Origin of the sequence: Pseudoalteromonas sp. NZS127 (assembly GCF_015864805.1) — a bacterium.
GTDB classification, from domain to species: Bacteria; Pseudomonadota; Gammaproteobacteria; order Enterobacterales; family Alteromonadaceae; genus Pseudoalteromonas; species Pseudoalteromonas nigrifaciens.
Map to the genome: position 1 here is coordinate 89,873 of NZ_JADYWN010000003.1, position 17,633 is coordinate 107,505.

Annotated in this window: 13 protein-coding genes; 8 read left to right on the top strand and 5 right to left on the bottom strand. The window is 41.7% G+C overall.

Translation table 11 applies throughout. From position 1 onward, the window contains the following. Positions 1-290 precede the first annotated feature (290 nt). Positions 291-1,307, bottom strand: a complete 1,017-nt coding sequence (locus I6E78_RS03985) for a LacI family DNA-binding transcriptional regulator (RefSeq protein WP_197181994.1) — start codon at positions 1,305-1,307, stop codon at positions 291-293. A 466-nt stretch (positions 1,308-1,773) separates the two neighbouring features. Here I6E78_RS03985 and glk point away from each other — a divergent pair, with 466 nt between their 5' ends. From glk to gap, 5 genes are all read left to right on the top strand, one after another. Further along, a complete protein-coding gene (gene glk, locus I6E78_RS03990; protein WP_197181995.1) occupies positions 1,774-2,772 on the top strand; it encodes a glucokinase in 999 nt (332 codons plus the stop codon). A gap of 29 nt (positions 2,773-2,801) precedes the next feature. After that, positions 2,802-3,815, top strand: a complete 1,014-nt coding sequence (locus I6E78_RS03995) for a LacI family DNA-binding transcriptional regulator (protein WP_058373282.1) — start codon at positions 2,802-2,804, stop codon at positions 3,813-3,815. A 347-nt stretch (positions 3,816-4,162) separates the two neighbouring features. Beyond that, a complete protein-coding gene (edd, locus tag I6E78_RS04000) occupies positions 4,163-6,016 on the top strand; it encodes a phosphogluconate dehydratase (RefSeq protein ID WP_193038526.1) in 1,854 nt (617 codons plus the stop codon). A 30-nt stretch (positions 6,017-6,046) separates the two neighbouring features. Then, positions 6,047-6,679, top strand: coding sequence for a bifunctional 4-hydroxy-2-oxoglutarate aldolase/2-dehydro-3-deoxy-phosphogluconate aldolase (gene eda, locus I6E78_RS04005; protein WP_197181996.1), 633 nt, complete (start codon positions 6,047-6,049; stop codon positions 6,677-6,679). Beyond that, positions 6,676-7,680, top strand: a complete 1,005-nt coding sequence (gene gap, locus I6E78_RS04010; RefSeq protein ID WP_197181997.1) for a type I glyceraldehyde-3-phosphate dehydrogenase — start codon at positions 6,676-6,678, stop codon at positions 7,678-7,680. The genes eda and gap overlap by 4 nt, the downstream gene beginning before the upstream one ends. A gap of 75 nt (positions 7,681-7,755) precedes the next feature. On the opposite strand, the gene I6E78_RS04015 is transcribed toward gap, so the two are convergent. The 4 genes from I6E78_RS04015 to I6E78_RS04030 all read right to left on the bottom strand — a co-directional run bounded on the left by I6E78_RS04015 (position 7,756) and on the right by I6E78_RS04030 (position 14,081). Beyond that, positions 7,756-9,042 (bottom strand): leucine-rich repeat-containing protein kinase family protein, encoded by a 1,287-nt coding sequence (locus I6E78_RS04015; protein ID WP_197181998.1) that lies wholly within the window; start codon positions 9,040-9,042, stop codon positions 7,756-7,758. Between the two features lie 74 nt (positions 9,043-9,116). Then, positions 9,117-9,830 (bottom strand): YebC/PmpR family DNA-binding transcriptional regulator, encoded by a 714-nt coding sequence (locus I6E78_RS04020; protein WP_011328051.1) that lies wholly within the window; start codon positions 9,828-9,830, stop codon positions 9,117-9,119. A 190-nt stretch (positions 9,831-10,020) separates the two neighbouring features. Next, a complete protein-coding gene (locus tag I6E78_RS04025) occupies positions 10,021-12,102 on the bottom strand; it encodes a M13 family metallopeptidase (protein WP_197181999.1) in 2,082 nt (693 codons plus the stop codon). A gap of 188 nt (positions 12,103-12,290) precedes the next feature. After that, positions 12,291-14,081 carry an ABCB family ABC transporter ATP-binding protein/permease gene (locus I6E78_RS04030; protein ID WP_197182000.1) on the bottom strand — a complete coding sequence of 597 codons (1,791 nt, stop codon included), beginning with the start codon at positions 14,079-14,081 and terminating at the stop codon, positions 12,291-12,293. A 137-nt stretch (positions 14,082-14,218) separates the two neighbouring features. On the opposite strand from I6E78_RS04030, the gene I6E78_RS04035 reads away from it, so the two are divergent. The 3 genes from I6E78_RS04035 (at position 14,219) to secF (ending at position 17,592) form a co-directional block, all read left to right on the top strand. Next, the gene (locus I6E78_RS04035; RefSeq protein ID WP_197182001.1) at positions 14,219-14,710 is read left to right on the top strand and encodes a hypothetical protein; all 492 of its coding nucleotides are present in this window, start codon (positions 14,219-14,221) and stop codon (positions 14,708-14,710) included. Positions 14,711-14,819: 109 nt separating this feature from the next. Beyond that, positions 14,820-16,658 carry a protein translocase subunit SecD gene (secD, locus tag I6E78_RS04040; protein ID WP_197182002.1) on the top strand — a complete coding sequence of 613 codons (1,839 nt, stop codon included), beginning with the start codon at positions 14,820-14,822 and terminating at the stop codon, positions 16,656-16,658. After that, on the top strand, positions 16,651-17,592 hold the full coding sequence (gene secF, locus I6E78_RS04045) for a protein translocase subunit SecF (protein ID WP_197182003.1): 942 nt from the start codon (positions 16,651-16,653) through the stop codon (positions 17,590-17,592). The genes secD and secF overlap by 8 nt, the downstream gene beginning before the upstream one ends. The last annotated feature ends 41 nt before the right edge of the window (positions 17,593-17,633 follow it).

The window sequence follows — 17,633 nt, forward strand, 5'->3', positions numbered from 1 at the left end:
ATAGTCACTTGAAATTTACACATATAATAAAGGCGTGATTGTATAGATAAAATAGTAAAATAACGAGTGAGAAATCACGCTAAAAACGCTTACTTCAGATAAGAAAAACTAATACGAAACTTGTGCGTAAATAGGCTGTTAAATTGGGGTGAACCTTTGGGTTGGATGTAAAAGGTGAAGGACAATAGGCCGCAAATAATAAAATAAGTTACTTTGAATTTTAAGCCGTTTTTGTCCTATAACCACTTTATATAGTAGGGAGTTATTTAAAAGCAAGGTAATGCAGGCTGTTAACTTGAGCCTCGGGCAATTAATACAGGAGGGAGTAGGGTGCTTTGTACTGCTTCGCCTCGAATTAGTTTTAATAGGTTTTCTACCAGCATTTGTCCGGCTACTGTGGTGTTTTGCTCTACTGTGGTTAAAGGTGGGTTGGTATAGCTGGCAATGGCGATGTTATCGAAACCTATTACGGCAACATCTTTCGGTACGCTAATACCGGCTTCTTTGAGTGCGCGTATTGCACCAATGGCAATTAAATCGCTGGCTGCAAAGAGTGCATTAAATTTTATGTTATTGGCTATTAGTGAGCGAGTGGCATGATACCCCGACTCTTCAGTCGATATTGCATTTGCTGTTTTACGTTCGTTTAAAGTTACGTTATTGGCACTTAGTTCATCTTTAAAACCTTGAAATCGGGCAAAAAACTCAGGGCTATGATCCGATGCGTCGCCTATAAACGCGCAGTCGGTTCTGTTGCGTGCAATTAAATGCGCTGCAGCTAGTTTTCCGCCACCATAATTGTCGCAGCACACAGTCAGGTCGGGGCGATTGTCGACCGTTGCCCCCCAACAAACAAACTTGGTGTTTTGCTCAAGTAGGGTGTTAAATTTAGGCTGGTAATCTAAGTAATCACCATAACCGAGTAAAATAATCCCATCGGCGCGGTGGCTATCTTCGTAGTCGGCTTGCCAATCGGCACTGGCCGATTGAAACGACACCAGTAAATCGTAACCTTCTTTAGCACAAGCGCGGGTAATACTGCCTAGCATGGCTAAAAAAAACGGGTTAATTTGCGATTCATCAGAGGTTGGATCTTCAAACAATAATAGCGCTAAGGTGCTACTTTGTTGGGTGCGTAAATTACTGGCGTTTTTGTCTACTTTATAGTTTAGCTTTTTAGCTATATCGAAAACGCGCTTACGGGTTTCTTCGTTTACCAAGGGGCTGTTACGTAAAGCACGAGATACAGTTGATTGCGACACCCCAGCATAATGGGCTATATCAAATGACGTTGCTTTACCTTTCATGAGCACTACTTAATAACAAAGAGAATAATGCAGCCATTCTCGTTTATTAATGATTTATTTCAAGCTAATTTATCAATAAAGCACTTTTTTAGTTGATCTACCCATGACACCGGTGTCATAATGTGGGCGTTTTATCATTTTGTTGTCAAAACGTATTGGCTGCCTATATTTTTATAGGCAGCATTTTTTACTGTGATAGCTGCTTTGGGGTGATAGCCTAAAGTAATAAAAAAGAACAATGGGTTACCCGTTGTAAAATAATAAGCATGAATCGCTTATACTAATTGTATTAAAGAGTGGACTATTATAAGCGCAAAAAAATAGCGCCAAAAAATGATTTAATCACAAGGCGAAAGTAATTATATAAGTTGCTTTATATGAATTGTTTTTAACGCAGTGAGTAATTTTTTTAGCTAAAATGTTCGTGTTTTTAATAAGGTTAGTATTATACAAAAGAGATAACACTATGAGCTTACACTCTTCTGCCCAATTTGATCCTATTTTAGTTGCCGACATTGGTGGTACCAATGCGCGTTTTGCACTAATTACTGCCTTCGATGCAGTAAAAAACGAATTTGTTATAGAATATAATCATACCTTTCCTAGCGCCGACTTTGGCTCGTTACAAAATGCCACACACCATTATTTGTCAACTGTGCCTCATATTAAACCTGCGCGCGCGTGTTTGGCGGTGGCAGGCCCTATAAAAGCAGGGCAGGTGCACCTTACTAATTTAGGTTGGCATTTTAGCGTTAGTGAGTTTAAACAGGCTTTTTCTTTTTCGCAGCTTGAAATTATTAACGACTTTGCTGCATTTGCCTACGCTGCCCCTTATTTAGATAGTAAGCAAAATGTGGTTATTAAAGCAGGCCAAGCCGACGAAAACTCTAACATTGCTGTTATGGGGCCAGGCACCGGATTTGGTGCAGCTTGCCTAGTTAGAACAGCGCAGTCTAGTGCGGTGCTTAGCTCTGAAGGCGGGCATATTTCTCTGGCTGCCGTTACTGATTTAGATGCAAAGTTACTTATAGAATTACGCAAAGACCATCCGCATGTGTCTTTAGAAACTGTTTTTTCAGGCCCGGGTATTGCCCATTTATATAAAGCGATGGCGGCGGTTAATGGTATTACTGCTAAGCATTTGGATGCCGCGCAAATTAGTAATTTAGCCAATACCGGCGAGTGTGAAGTGTGTGATGCAACTCTAAACCAGTTTTGTGACTGGCTTGGTAGTGCCGCAGGCGATTTAGCATTAGCTTATGGTGCGTTGGGCGGTTTATTTATTGGCGGTGGTATATTGCCACGCATGCAATCGCGCTTGTTAGAGAGTCGTTTTGTTGAACGTTTTTCACAAAAAGGTATTATGTCGCAATATAACGGGCAAGTTCCTGTTACGCTAGTAACCCAAGATAATATACCTTTGATTGGCGCTGCGGCGTGTTTGCATAATAGTAAGCAGGAATAATAATGCTGCTGGTATTTGGAAGTAAATAGATGAAAAAAGTCACCATAAATAGTGTAGCGAGTTATGCGGGGGTTTCTAAAAAAACAGTCTCTCGGGTGTTAAATAACGAGCCAAATGTAAGTGCAGCTACCCGCGAAAAGGTACTTAAAGTATTTAAAGAGCTTGATTATACGCCTAATCCTATTGCCCGTGGTCTTGCTCAAAATCGCAGTTTTATTATTGGTTGTATTTACGATAATCCAAGTAAAAGTTATATTACCCGCGTGCAAACAGGCGCATTAGCTGCCTGCCAAGAAAACAATTACAATTTATTAATTCATCCTTGTGAGCTGCGCGGCGAAGCACTAATTAATAATATTGATCAGTTACTGCAGTCATCACGCTTAGATGGCATTGTATTAACGCCGCCTTTTTCGGACTTTGCTGAACTAGTTGATTTTTTAAAATCGAAACAAATACCTTATGCGCGCGTTGCCTCTGCAGTACTTGAAGATGATTCTATTTCGGTGCGTAGCAATGACGAACAAGGAGCATTTGAAATAACCGAGCATTTAATTACACTGGGTCATAAATCAATTGCTTTTATTAAAGGTCATCCCGATCACAGTGCCACTGAGCAGCGTTTTAAAGGCTACCGACGTGCGTTAGCAAGCCATGGTATTGAATTTGAAGAGCGTTTAGTAGAAGAGGGTAACTTTAGTTATCATTCAGGGGTAGACAGTGCCCGTAGTATTTTAGATTTATCGCCACGGCCAACCGCAGTATTTGCCTCAAACGATTACATGGCAGCCGCCGCACTTAAATTAGCAACTCAACGTAGCTTACGTGTGCCCGATGATATTTCAATTGCTGGCTTTGATAACGCTCCTATAGCACGCCACATTTGGCCTGGGCTAACTACCATAGCGCAGCCAGTTGAAGAAATGACCAAACAAGCGGTTACTCAGCTTATTGCTCATATTATTCAGCCACAAGAGGTTGCGTATCAGGTAACCTTAGAGGCGCGTTTAATTACTCGCGAGTCGACGGCGCAGGTTAAATAAACTCAATTTAAAAAAATATTTACAGTAGCCCGAATGTGCACAAAGCATATTCGGGCTTTTTGTTGGCTGTTGTTAAATATAAAGATGCCGTACAACATTATTAAATGACTATTTATAAAAAATAGTTGGCTATGTTAAAAAAAGTGACTATTTTTATTAGACAGGGTTGACACCGGTGTCATGGTCGTGCGTTAATACAGTGACACCGGTGTCAGGGTGGTTGTGAGAGGCCCTCTGATAAGGTACCTTTGAACGGGTAAGCCAAAGATGCTCAGTGCAATTAATTACGTGGAGTCTTTAATTGCCACTGAGCCTTTATCCTCTAACGAATAGAGCTGAGTTTAATTATGTTGCATCCACGAATTCAAGAAGTCACCGAACGTATCATTACGCGCAGTAAAGCAACCCGCCAAGCTTATTTAGATCGCATTTCGCACGCAAAAAAACAAACAAGAGTTCGTGCTGGATTAGGTTGCGGTAATATTGCCCACGTTATGGCTGCGTGTAGCACCGATGATAAAGCGCGTTTAAAAGCCGATGAGCAACCAAACCTTGCAATTATCAATTCATATAACGATATGCTTTCGGCACATGTGCCTTATAAAGATTACCCAGATTTAATTAAAAGCATTGCTACTAAATACGACGCTACAGCCCAAGTGGCAGGCGGCGTACCAGCAATGTGTGATGGCGTTACGCAAGGGCGTGATGGCATGGAATTGTCACTTTTTTCACGCGATGTAATTGCTATGTCTACGGCAATATCGTTATCGCACGATGTGTTTGATGGCGTTTTTTGTTTAGGCGTATGCGACAAAATAGTCCCAGGATTATTAATTGGTGCACTGTCGTTTGGCCATTTACCGGTGTTCTTTTTACCGGCAGGACCAATGCAGTCAGGCATTCCAAATAAAGAAAAAGCCCGTATTCGTCAAAAGTTTGCGCAAGGTTTAGTAAGCCGCGAAGACTTGCTAGAAGCCGAAAGCGCGTCTTACCACAGTGCTGGTACCTGTACTTTTTACGGTACTGCTAACTCTAATCAAATGTTAATGGAAATAATGGGCTTACACCTTCCGGGTAGCTCGTTTATTAACCCATACACAGAGCTTCGCGATGGCTTAACCGGTAATGCGGTAGAAACCATGCTTAAGCAATTAACCGACGATAAAGACAGCCCGTGTTTAGCAGATGTGATCAGCGAAAAAACCATAGTAAATGGTTTGGTTGGTTTGCTATCTACTGGTGGCTCTACAAACCACGCCATTCACATTGTGGCTATTGCCAAAGCGGCAGGTATTCAAATAACGTGGAAAGATATGTCTGATTTATCAGCTGAGGTTCCACTATTAACGCGTATTTACCCTAATGGTTCTGCTGATGTAAATCATTTTCAAGCAGCAGGCGGTATGGGCTTTTTAATGCGCGAACTTGCCAGCGCAGGCTACTTACATACCGACGTTAAAACTATGCTAGGCGATGGCTTAGCACCTTACATGACCGAGCCTCGTCTTGATAAAGACAATAGCTTAATAATGAGTGATGCAACCGGCCCAAGCAAAATTAAATGGGTAGCTTGCCCTGATAACTCACACGATGAAGATGTACTTCGCCCAGTGAGTAATCCGTTTAGTAAGCAAGGTGGTTTACAACTGCTTACAGGTAACTTAGGCAAAGCGGTTATTAAAGTATCGGCAGTAGCAATTGAACACCAAGTAGTTACCGCCCCAGCTAAAGTATTTAGCTCGCAAGGTGAATTACAAGATGCTTATAGCCGCGGCGAACTAAACCAAGACTTTATTGCAGTGCTAAAAGAGCAAGGCCCTAAAGCTAAAGGTATGCCAGAGCTACATAAATTAACGCCTGTAATGGCAACGCTACAAGATCAAGGCTTTAAAGTGGCTATTGTAACTGACGGTCGTATGTCGGGCGCATCGGGTAAAGTACCTGCGGCGATTCACTTAGCGCCAGAGGCAGTTGAAGGCGGCATAATTGCTAAAATTCATGAAGGTGATTTAGTTACTTTAGATGCGCCAAACGGCATATTAAAAGTACATGTTAGCGATGAAGAGCTTGCTAAACGTGAACTGCAATTAAGCCTACCAAGCTTAACCTTTGGCACAGGCCGAGAGTTATTTACCGGATTTAGAAATATCGTAAGCAGCGCCGATTTAGGTGCGAGTGCTTTCGGAATTGAAGAATAGTCAGCCATTGTGGGTAATGAGGAACACGTAATGAGTATTGAAAAAATATTAGCATCGGCGCCAGTTGTGCCAGTAGTGGTAATCGAAAAATTAGAAGATGCAGCGCCACTTGCTAGAGCCTTATATAACGGTGGCTTAAAAGCGCTGGAAATTACTTTGCGCACGCCCATTGCGGCAGAAGCAGTAAAACTAATGAAAGCAGCTGTACCTGAGGCCTATGTAGGCACAGGTACGGTAGTTGATAAAGCAAGCTTTGATGCATCAGTAGCTGCAGGCGCTGACTTTATGGTGAGCCCAGGGGTTAGTGACGAGCTACTTGAATTGATAAAAACGAGCGATATCCCGTTTTTACCAGGCGCTGCTACGCCAAGCGAAGTTATGAAACTAGCGTCGTACGGTTTTAAGTATTTAAAGTTTTTTCCGGCAGAAGCAGCAGGCGGAACCGCCATGCTTAAATCGATCGGTGGGCCATTACCCGATATTACATTTTGCCCAACGGGCGGCATAACGCTCGCTACTGCACCTAACTACTTAGCACTAAATAATGTTATTTGTGTGGGTGGTACGTGGATGTTAGATAAACAACTAATTGAAAATAAAGACTGGCAAGCTATTGAAGCGCTTGCTCGACAAGCTTGTGAAGTAAATAGGAGTCAAAAATGATTAACGTAGCAATTAATGGCTATGGCCGTATAGGTCGCAATGTATTGCGTGCACTTTACGAGTCGGCACAAAATAATGAGATTAAAATTGTTGCAATTAACGATTTAGCCCCAGCTAATGTTAATGCTCATCTTACGCAATTTGACTCAGTACACGGACAATTTTCACATAAAGTAACGCTAGCCGATAACACTATGCTAATTGGCGACGATGTTATTACTTTAACGCAAGAGCGCGACCCAGCAAATTTACCGTGGAAAGCACTCGATGTTGATATTGTTTTAGAGTGTACCGGTTTGTTTACTACGCGCGAAGCAGCCGCTAAGCATATTACTGCTGGCGCTAAAAAAGTAATTGTTTCGGCACCGGGCAAAGATATGGATGCAACCGTAGTGCATGGCGTTAACAGCGAAGTACTTAATGCACAAAGCCAAATTATTTCAAACGCTTCGTGTACTACTAACTGTTTAGCACCGATTGCTAAAGCAATTAACGACACGGTAGGCATTGATCAAGGCAGCATGACCACAATTCATGCATATACCAACGATCAAAACTTATCGGATGTATATCATCCTGATCTATACCGTGCACGCAGTGCAACGCAGTCGATGATCCCAACTAAAACCGGCGCAGCTGCAGCTGTTGGCTTAGTGCTACCAGAACTTGCAGGCAAGTTAGATGGTATGTCGGTACGTGTGCCTACAATTAACGTATCTTTGGTTGATTTTACGTTTATTGCTAAGCGCGATACCAGCATTGAAGAAATTAATGCAATTATGAAAGAAGCGTCAACGGGCTCAATGAAAGACATTTTACAATATAATGAGCTGCCGCTTGTTTCTATTGATTTTAACCATAACCCAGCGTCTTGTGTGTTTGATTCAACGCAAACCAGAGCGAATGGTAAGCTGGTTAAAGTAATGGCTTGGTACGATAACGAATGGGGTTTTTCAAACCGGATGTTAGATCAAGTTAAAGCGTTAGGTAAGTTTTTATAATTTTAGATTATATAAATAACGTTAAAAACCACGCATAGCGTGGTTTTTTTGTGCCATTTATAAGTTTACGACATTTTACAACTGTGTAGTTAGCTGTGTGCTTAACTGCGAAAGTGTGGGGCGCTGTATAATATCAGTTGTCATGCATTGCTTAGCTAGTTGCGCAAGCTTAACGGCTATTGCATTATTGTCGCTGCAAACACTTAGTAAATCATCAATTAAACAACCTAGCGCGCGTACTTCAATTAATTGCATTTGCTGGCGCTGATATTCACCCAACATAGCTAAATTAGTTGCTGCACCAAAATCGCCAAATAACACATCTGCGTCTTGGTTTACCATAGTGTTATGCGCATACACATCGCCATGGCTTACTTTATTTGCATGCAAATGTTGTAGGGTACTGGCCATTTGTTGCACAATTTTATAAATAGCTTGGCTACTATAATTACAGCCATCTGCGAAGGTGTCGCGAGTGCACGTTTGCAAGCTTGGCGGTAATCCTAAATTGCTAAAGCTATTATCTATTAGCTCCATTACTAAACCAAGTTGCTTGTCTTGCTCTATATAGGCAAGTACCTTAATTAAATTGGCATGTTCATTTGCCTGCAAGCAGCAATTAACTTCATCAAGCGGATAACCATCGCTGGTTATTGCGCCTTTAAACAACTTAATAGCTACCGCTTTATCTGCTGCTTTTGCAAGGTGAATAACGCCAGAGGCGCCTTGGCCAATAACCTGCTGTAATGTGTAATCATTCAGTGGCTTATTCTCTAAACTACTTTTTGTTAGGCACTGCGCTTTATTAAAGGTGTTACCAGCAAAGGCGAGCCAAGTAAGTTTTGGTAATTCAAATAACCAGTTACCTAGGTGCGTTAAGTTATTGGCTGATAAGCGCACTAATTCTAAGTTTGTACACTGCTGCATACTGCTTGGCAAAGTGCGTAACCGGTTACCCGCTAAAGCAAGTTTGCGCAGCTGTTTAAGCTCGCCGAATGACTCGGGTAATTGCTCAATACGGTTGTCGGTTAATATTAACCACTGTGTTGTAAGCGGCAGGCTATGCTGGGCAAACTCACTAATTTGATTGCCTTTAAAAGCGATCATAATAAGTGCTGGGCATTGCGCTAAAACAGCAGGTATATGCTTAAACTGATTAAACGATAAAAACACCCGTTTAAGGCGGGTTAAACTGGCAAACTCTGCGGGTAAATCACTCAGGTTATTATTAGATAAGTCGAGTACTTCTAGGGTGTCGGCAAGGGTAAAAATTTCTTTTGGGAAATCAGTGAGGTCTTCCACCAATTGTAAGCGGCGAGCGCCACTTAAAGCACCGCTGCGTAGTTGTTCAAGGGTATTCAAAATTAACTAATCCATTTTACAAAAACAAAAAGGCCAAACTAAGTTGGCCTTTGATCACGTTTTATTTTTAACGCTTAAAACTCTGCGTTGTGGTAAACGTTTTGTACGTCGTCGCAATCTTCTAGCATAGCTAAAAAGCGCTCCATAACCTCAACATCTTCGCCTTCAATAGGCGCTGCTATTTGTGGTACAAACGAAATTAAATCTTCGTCAAATTCAGTCACGCCCATTTCTTCAAGTGCTGTGCGAGTATTGTTGTACTCAGTATGTGGTGCAAATACAGTTACCTTGCCGTTTTCAACTTCTACGTCGGTTACATCAACATCAGCCATCATTAGTGCTTCAAGTACTGTTTCGTCGTCATCACCGTCAAATACAAAAATTGCAAGGTGATCAAATAAATGCGAAACCGAGTTCTGTGCACCAATTTTAGCGTTAGCTTTAGTAAAGCAAACACGTACATCAGCAAAGGTACGTTTATTATTGTCGGTTAAACAGTCAACAATAATCATACAGTTACCCGGGCCGTAACCTTCGTAACGTGTGGCTACGTAGTCTTCACCGCCGCCGCCTTTTGCTTTGTCTATTGCGCGGTCAATAACGTGCGCCGGAACTTGGTCTTTTTTAGCGCGCTCAATTAAACGACGTAGCGATAAGTTACCGTCTGGATCGGTACCGCCATTTTTAGCACAAATATAAATTTCTTTACCGTACTTAGAATAAACTTTAGTTTTAGCACCCGCAGTTTTAGCCATTGAATCTTTTTTGTTTTGGTAAGCTCTTCCCATCTGCGTTTCGCCTTTAAATATAAGTATTAAAATAATTTTCAGGGGCATAGTTTAAAGGTAAAAGTGGGGTAGGGCTAGTAACTATTAAATAGGATGAGTTGAGTTTTATACTAAGGGCTATAAATATAACTGAGCAGAAAAAATATAACCCGCAATGGCGGGTTATATTTAATTGCAATTTAGCGCTTTATTACCAAATGCGTACGCGTTGATCTTCAGGAAGATACAGCTCATCGCCTGGTTTTACATTAAATGCTTTGTACCATGCGTCGTGGTTACGCGGGGCTTGTGCTCTAAAGCGACCCGGCGCATGCGTGCCACCGCGCAGCTGATTTAACATGCTTTGCTCGGTGCGTTTTTCTTTCCATACTTGTGCCCAAGCAAGAAAGAAACGCTGATCTCCAGTAACACCGTCAATAACCGGTGCTTCTTTACCGTTTAGGCTCAGTTTGTAGGCATGATAAGCCATGGCTAAACCACCCACATCACCAATGTTTTCACCTAGGCTATTACGCCCGTTAACAAAGTTATCTTCGATTGGCTCATACTTATTGTACTGCGCTGCTAACTGGTCGGCTTTTGCGTCAAATGCGGCGCGATCGGCATCAGTCCACCAGTTACGTTGGATCCCGTTTTCGTCTGACTTAGAACCTTGGTCGTCAAAACCATGGCCCATTTCGTGGCCAATTACTGCGCCAATGCCGCCGTAGTTTACTGCTGCGTCGGCATTTGGATCGAAAAATGGTGGTTGTAAAATTGCCGCCGGAAATACAATTTCGTTAAATGAACTGTTGTAGTAAGCGTTAACGCGCTGTGGTGTCATACCCCAACGGTTACGATCTGTTTTTTGCAGCTCTTTTGCAACGCTTTCGGCTTGAAAAAACTCACGCATGTTTTTTACGTTGCCGATTAAGTCGTTGTTGCTAATAGCTAAACCTTCGTACGACTGCCATACATCGGGGTAACCAATTTTTGGTACAAATGCAGCCAGTTTAGCGCGCGCATTAACTTTGGTTTCTGCGCCCATCCACTCTAGGTTATCAATACGTTCACCCAATGCGGTACGTAAGTTTTCTACCAGTTCAGACATTTGTTGTTTTGACGATTCAGGAAAATAACGTGCTACGTATATTTTACCAATAGCAAAACCAAGTGAATTGGTACTCGACATTTCATCTATAGCGCGTTTCCAACGTGGACGCGGCTCTTGCTGACCATTTAACTCTTTACCAAAAAATGCAAAGTTGGTATTAAAAATATCTTCAGATAGTAAGTTAGCGTTACCACTTATTGCGTGGTAGGTTAAATAATCTTTCCATACAGCTAAGTCTTCTTGATTGATTAATTCAATCATGGCTTTTATTGGCTCGGGCTGCGATACATTTAACTGCGGTACTTTGTAGCCTGTTTGAGCAAAATATGCATCCCAATTAAAGTCAGGGTAGGCAGTGCTTAGCTCGTCGCGTTTAATTTGATTTAATGTAAGGTCGCGGTTACGACGCTTTTCGCGTGGCCAATGGCCTTGTGCAATTTTGGTTTCTAGATCTAAAATTGCCTGTGCGCGCTCATTGGCGTTATCTGCATTGGCAAATTTAAGCATGTCGGCAATATGTGCCACATAGGCGCTACGCGTATTAACAAAACGCTCTGAGTCTTCAAGGTAGTATGAACGATCGGGTAAGCCTAAACCGCCAGCACCTAACGACATTTCGTATTTATTAGGATCTAAGCGGTTAAACCACATGCCACCACCAAGCGGAGCTTTAACACCGGTTAACCAAGACTGACCAAACATTTTGGCTAAGTCGTCGGTTGATGATATTTCACTTATTTGTGTTAAAAGCGGCTTAATTGGTGTTACGCCTAGCTTATTAAGTGTTGCGGTGTCCATGTAGGCGTTGTAAAAGTCGGCTACTAGTTTTTCATCGGCATTTAAATCTTTACGCGCGGCAATTTCTTCAATAATTACTTTAACGCGGTCTTCGCTGCGCTCGGCCAATGCCGAAAATGCGCCATAGCGGGTTTTATCAGCAGGCATGCTGTAATTGTCATACCAAGTGCCACTGGCGTACATAAAAAAGTCGTCGCCTGGTTTAACCGCTTCGTTACGTGCAGCTAAATCAACACCAAAACTACCCAGCTCTGCTTTTTCTGTTGTTGCGGCTATTGGTGCAGTAGGTGCTGGTTGTACTTGTGTTTTTGTTGTTTGTGGCTCTGAACAGCCGGTAATAAATATGGCAGCTAATGCAGCTGCAATTAAACTCTTTTTCATTATGTTCCCCTGAGCTTTCACTCTGTTTAATTAATATTTTTGTTATTGTAAATATTATCTTAACCTAGGTTCAGGTTATTTTAGTAATTGTTGTTTATAAGAGGCTGCTAAACAAACCTTTTGAGGTGAATCACCCTAGAGGTCGATAAAATAGCAAATAAAGCCTTTATACGAGCAATTTTAATGGTTTATGTGTTTTTTGCTTGTTCTTGCTGCAATTGCCACATTTGTGCATATTGGCCGTTAAGGGCTAGCAACTCAGAATGTGTGCCTTGTTCAAGTAGCTCGCCTTTATGCAATACTAAAATATTATCGGCATCAATTATGGTTGATAAGCGATGGGCAATTACTATGCTGGTATGGTTTTGTGTGACAGCGCGCATAGCCGTTAAAATAGCTTGCTCGGCATGCGAGTCAAGGGCTGAGGTGGCTTCGTCAAAAATTAAAATAGGCGATTTTTTTAAGATTGCGCGGGCAATGGCTATGCGTTGTTTTTCGCCGCCCGACACTTTTAAACCACGCTCGCCTACTAAGGTTTTATCGCCTTTATCAAGGCTGTTTATAAACGCTGTTAAATGCGCCATAGCAATGGCTTGATCTATTTCGGCCTCGCTGGCTGTTGGCCTGCCATAAGCAATGTTTTCGCGTATTGAGGTATTAAATAGCACGGTATCTTGCGGCACTATGGCTATAGCTTGGCGTAAACTGTGCAAAGTTACGGTGTTTATAGGTTGCTTATCTATAGTGATATTACCCGACGACACCTCATAAAAACGATACAAGAGCCTAGCTAATGAGCTTTTTCCTGCGCCACTTGCTCCGACTATTGCTACTTTAGTACCGGGTTTAACACTAAAACTAACATTATTAAGAATAGGGCGGCTAGCATCGTAACTAAAGCTTACATTGTTAAAGCTCACTTCACCTTTTGTAAGTGTTAGTAGCTGTGATGCAGGGGTGTCGGTAATTTGTGGTTTTTTGTTGAGCAGACCAAGCATGTTTTCAAGGTCGGTAAGGGCACGTCTTATTTCGCGATATACAAAGCCTAAAAAGTTAAGCGGTAAAAACAGTTGGATCATATAGGCGTTTATCATTACGAGTTCACCAATGCTAAGTGTACCGGTTACTACTTCGCTTGAGCCTAGCCACATAAGTGCGGTGATGGCGCTGGCTATAATTAACGCCTGCCCAGAGTTTAGTGCCAATAACGACATGCGGTTTTTTAATCGGGCTTTTTCCCAGCGCGCTAAAAAGGTGTCGTAGGTGCTGGCTTCAAACTCTTCATTGTTAAAGTATTTTACTGTTTCGTAGTTTAGTAAGCTGTCGATAGCACGGGTATTACTTAAGTTGTCGGCGGTGTTAGCTTCGCGAATAAAGCGATTTCGCCACTGAGTTACGGTTACTGTAAAGGTAATATATATGGCAACGGCAAGTAGGGTTATAAGCGCAAACCAGATAGAAAACAAAGTGCCAAAAATTAATGCCACGGTAAGAATTTCAAATAGAGTAGGGACAATGTTAAACATTAAAAATCGCATTAAAAAGCTCAAACCGCTGGTGCCACGCTCTATGTCGCGGCTTATGCCACCGGTTTGCCTATCTAAATGAAAAGCCAGTTCAAGCGAATGCAAATGCTTAAACACTTTTAGGCCTATGTCGCGCATGGCATGCTCGGTAACTCGCGAAAAAACCGCATCGCGTATTTCACCTAAAAATACACTGGCAAAGCGCAGCGCACCATACATAATAAGCAGTAGGGTAGGAATAAAAAGCACTGGGTGAATAGATTTATCAACGCTATCAATAATTTCTTTTAGTGCCCACGGCATAAGTAAAGTAGCGCCTTTAGCGCCTACCAACGCCATAGCTGCAATAAAAACTCGCCCTTTAAATTGTGTTATATACGGCCAAAGTGTTTTTATACTTTGGCGCAGGTTCATTGCATCGGGGCGTTTTACTGAGCTTTGTTTAGAGCGCATGAGTGATCTCGGTTTTTATAGTGGGTATAAATTGCTGTGGATTTAATTTTGTATCAAGCTAAATTCTTAATTAGACTATTGTATTTTAAATAGCTGCCCTTATATACTAGTAACCCTTAATTAAAGTTTGAAAATTAATGTTTAAATTTCGTTTGTTTTTAACTGCATTTTTACTTATTACTGCACTTTTTAGTGCATGTAGCGAAGCCGCGCCAGTTAAACAAGATTTAAACACTGCAAATTCTACTTTAATATCTACTGCTTTTTCAGCAGGAAATTTCTCATTAGATACTACATTATTAGACATAAGTCATCGCTCTACATTAGTTAAAGTATTGCATGCTAAACAACAAACTAAGCCTGATAAAACAGCGTTTGACGCACTGCAACCTAGGCTAACTGCCAGTAATTCATCGTTGTTTTTATTTAGTGCGCAAACAGAGCCTGAATACGATGTTATTTATGAGTTTTTTATTCATACGCTTGCAAGGCAGTTTTATTTACAACCTAAAGCTATAAGCACGGCACTACCTTGGTACACGGTTGTTTCTAATAGTAAAAAGTCTCGTATTAGTGGCTGGAAAGAAGCCAACTTACTTTACAGGGCTACCAACACTCACCACGCTTAATTTCCTTATTTAATAATTAATAGGCTTTAACTTTTAAAGTTTTAGCTTGCAGATTAATTGTGCTTTTTAAAAGCGCTTATCAGCTAGTTGCTGATAGTAAGGAATAAAAATGTTGAGTTTTAAAAAAAATAAAAAGCCGTTTATGGCTAAGTTTAAATTAAGCACCTTTGCTATGTTGGTGGTATTACTGCTATTGGCAATGAGTGCGTTACCTAACTTATATCCAAACCAGTCATGGTTGTATGTTAGCGCAGCCCCACACAGCGAAATACAAACACCCCCGAGCACCAATACGCTAGTTACATTTTTAAATGAGCAAGGCTTAAATGTGGCGCAAGCGCATGAGTCGCAAGCAACAATAAGTGTGCTGCTTAACGAGCCTACAAAAAGTGCCCAGGCCCAAGCGGCTATAAAAGCGCAATATGCTAATACTCAGACTAAAATTGTGGAGCGAGCTACCAGCCCAAACTGGTTACAAAGCTTTGGACTTTCGCCAATAAAATTAGGCCTAGATTTAAACGGTGGGGTGCTATTTGTACTCGATGTAGATTTAGATAAAGCCATTGATGAGCAATTAGTGAGTGCGTATCAGCAAGCTAAATCAATCATAATTAAGCAAAAGGCACATGGGGTAAAAGCGCTGCAAACTCAAACCGGGTTTGTAATAAATGCTCTACCTAATGCAGCTGATAAATTACCCTCTGTTATTAAAGAGCTACAAAGCCGCTTTGCTAACTTAGCAGTAGTAACAAACAATAATGGCACAGTTAAAACGGCGCAATTTAGTTACTCAGAGCAAGGGCGTAGCGCGTTTGATAAAGAAGTAATGAGCCAAACCCTCACAACTCTGCGTTCGCGAATTGAAGAGCTGGGCATAACCGAAGCGGTAACGCAGCGCCAAGGTAAGCAGCGCATTCGTATAGAATTACCCGGAGTGCAAGATCCTACCGAGGCGAAACGCATTATTGGCGCAACGGCATCACTGGGGTTTTACCAATTAAAAGCTGTGGGTGGGCAAACCTTTAATTTACAGTCGGGGGGGACTATAAAACTTGACCCAGTGCCAATTTTTACCGGTGAGCATATTAATAACGCTCATGCTGGGCGCGACGATTGGAGCAAACCACTAGTGCAGTTAAGCCTTGATAGCCAAGGCGGCGATGCTATGTCGGCATTTTCTAAAGCTAATATAGGTAAACCTATGGCAACGGTTTATTCAGAGTATTCTCAAAATGCAAAAGGAGAGGTAGTTAAAAAGAGCGAAGTTATTAATGTAGCCAATATTGCTCAACACTTAAGTTCGCGTTTTAGCATAACCAATATGCAAAGCCCACAAGCCGCGGCCGACTTAGCGCTACTGCTACGTGCAGGCTCGTTAAGTGCGCCGGTTACTATAGTGCACGAACAAACCATAGGGCCAAGCTTAGGCAGCGAGAATATAAGTAACGGCTTAGCCGCCCTAATGTTAGGTATGGGTATTACTTTGGCATTTATGGCTATGTGGTACAGACGGTTAGGCTTAATTGCAAACGTAGCACTTATTTTAAATTTAACCTCGTTAGTGGGCTTAATGTCGTTATTGCCAGGGGTAGTGCTTACGCTTCCCGGTATTGCCGGATTGGTGCTAACCATAGGTATGGCAGTAGATACCAACGTAATAATATTTGAACGTATAAAAGAAGAGCGCCGTAAAGGCCGCGCGCCTTATCAAGCTATTGAGCAAGGGTATAAGCAAGCATTTGGCACTATTTTTGATGCCAATATTACCACTATGATCACTGCACTTATTTTATACGGTATAGGTTATGGGCCAGTGAAAGGCTTTGCAATTACTTTGGCGCTGGGTTTAGTAACCAGTATGTTTACTGGCGTGTATGTATCGAAAGTGTTGAGCCAAAGTTTGTATTTAAAATTGGGTAAAAAAAGCGGAGTAAGTACAGATGCTTAATTATTTTTTAAAAGGCGAAACCGGCACACGCATGCGTTTTATGGGCTTGGTTTTAAGTACAGTATTAGTATTGCTATCGGTAGTAACCTTGGCGCAAAAAGGGCTTAATTTTGGCCTAGATTTTACCGGTGGTTACTTAACAGAATTTACGACTAGCCAAAGTATTGAGCTAGAGCAGCTTAAAACTTTTATAGCTAAAAACCACAGCGGTGAGTTTGAGCTAACAGCACAAGGGAATAACCATTTTCAATTAAGAGAAGCGCCGGCTATTAACCAATCTGCGAATAATAACAGCAACGATTGGCAAAGTGCGGTAACACAAAGCACCGATATAAACGCCACGGTATTATCATCGGCTTATATTGGCTCGCAGGTGGGTGATGAGCTATTTGAGCAAGGCTGTTTGGCATTATTAGCTGCTATGGTTGCAGTAATGCTGTATTTAGCGATAAGGTTTGAATGGCGTTTAGCCCTTGGCTCGGTAGTTGCCTTAACACACGACCTAATATTGGTGCTGGGTTTGTTTTCGCTATTACAGCTTGAGTTTAACTTAACCGTTTTAGCCAGTTTATTGGCAATTATAGGCTACTCACTTAATGACTCTATTATTGTTGGCGACAGAGTACGTGAGTTATTAAGAGTTAAATTAAATGCCAGTATTAGCGTATCCAGCATTATAAATAGTGCGATTAAAAGTACCCTAACGCGTACCATAATTACCTCAGGCACTACCTTAGCCACAGTAGCAAGTGTGTGGCTATTAGCTGGTTCACCGCTGCAAGGCTTTGCTATTGCGTTATTTAGTGGCATTGTTGTGGGTACATTTTCATCTATTTGCATTGCAGCCACCTTGCCCGAGCTAATGGGATTAAGTGCTAAAAACTACGAAGTGAAAATAGATAGCCAAAGCCAAGCGCTCATGGATATGCCATAAAGGCTTAAAGCATACAAATAAACAAAGCTTAGGGGCTAAAC

Coding starts and splice junctions, on each gene's coding strand:
- I6E78_RS03985 (WP_197181994.1), bottom strand. CDS start 1,307: ATGAAAGGTAAAGCAACGTCATTTGATATAGCCCATTATGCTGGGGTG.
- glk (WP_197181995.1), top strand. CDS start 1,774: ATGAGCTTACACTCTTCTGCCCAATTTGATCCTATTTTAGTTGCCGAC.
- I6E78_RS03995 (WP_058373282.1), top strand. CDS start 2,802: ATGAAAAAAGTCACCATAAATAGTGTAGCGAGTTATGCGGGGGTTTCT.
- edd (WP_193038526.1), top strand. CDS start 4,163: ATGTTGCATCCACGAATTCAAGAAGTCACCGAACGTATCATTACGCGC.
- eda (WP_197181996.1), top strand. CDS start 6,047: ATGAGTATTGAAAAAATATTAGCATCGGCGCCAGTTGTGCCAGTAGTG.
- gap (WP_197181997.1), top strand. CDS start 6,676: ATGATTAACGTAGCAATTAATGGCTATGGCCGTATAGGTCGCAATGTA.
- I6E78_RS04020 (WP_011328051.1), bottom strand. CDS start 9,830: ATGGGAAGAGCTTACCAAAACAAAAAAGATTCAATGGCTAAAACTGCG.
- I6E78_RS04025 (WP_197181999.1), bottom strand. CDS start 12,102: ATGAAAAAGAGTTTAATTGCAGCTGCATTAGCTGCCATATTTATTACC.
- I6E78_RS04030 (WP_197182000.1), bottom strand. CDS start 14,081: ATGCGCTCTAAACAAAGCTCAGTAAAACGCCCCGATGCAATGAACCTG.
- I6E78_RS04035 (WP_197182001.1), top strand. CDS start 14,219: ATGTTTAAATTTCGTTTGTTTTTAACTGCATTTTTACTTATTACTGCA.
- secD (WP_197182002.1), top strand. CDS start 14,820: ATGTTGAGTTTTAAAAAAAATAAAAAGCCGTTTATGGCTAAGTTTAAA.
- secF (WP_197182003.1), top strand. CDS start 16,651: ATGCTTAATTATTTTTTAAAAGGCGAAACCGGCACACGCATGCGTTTT.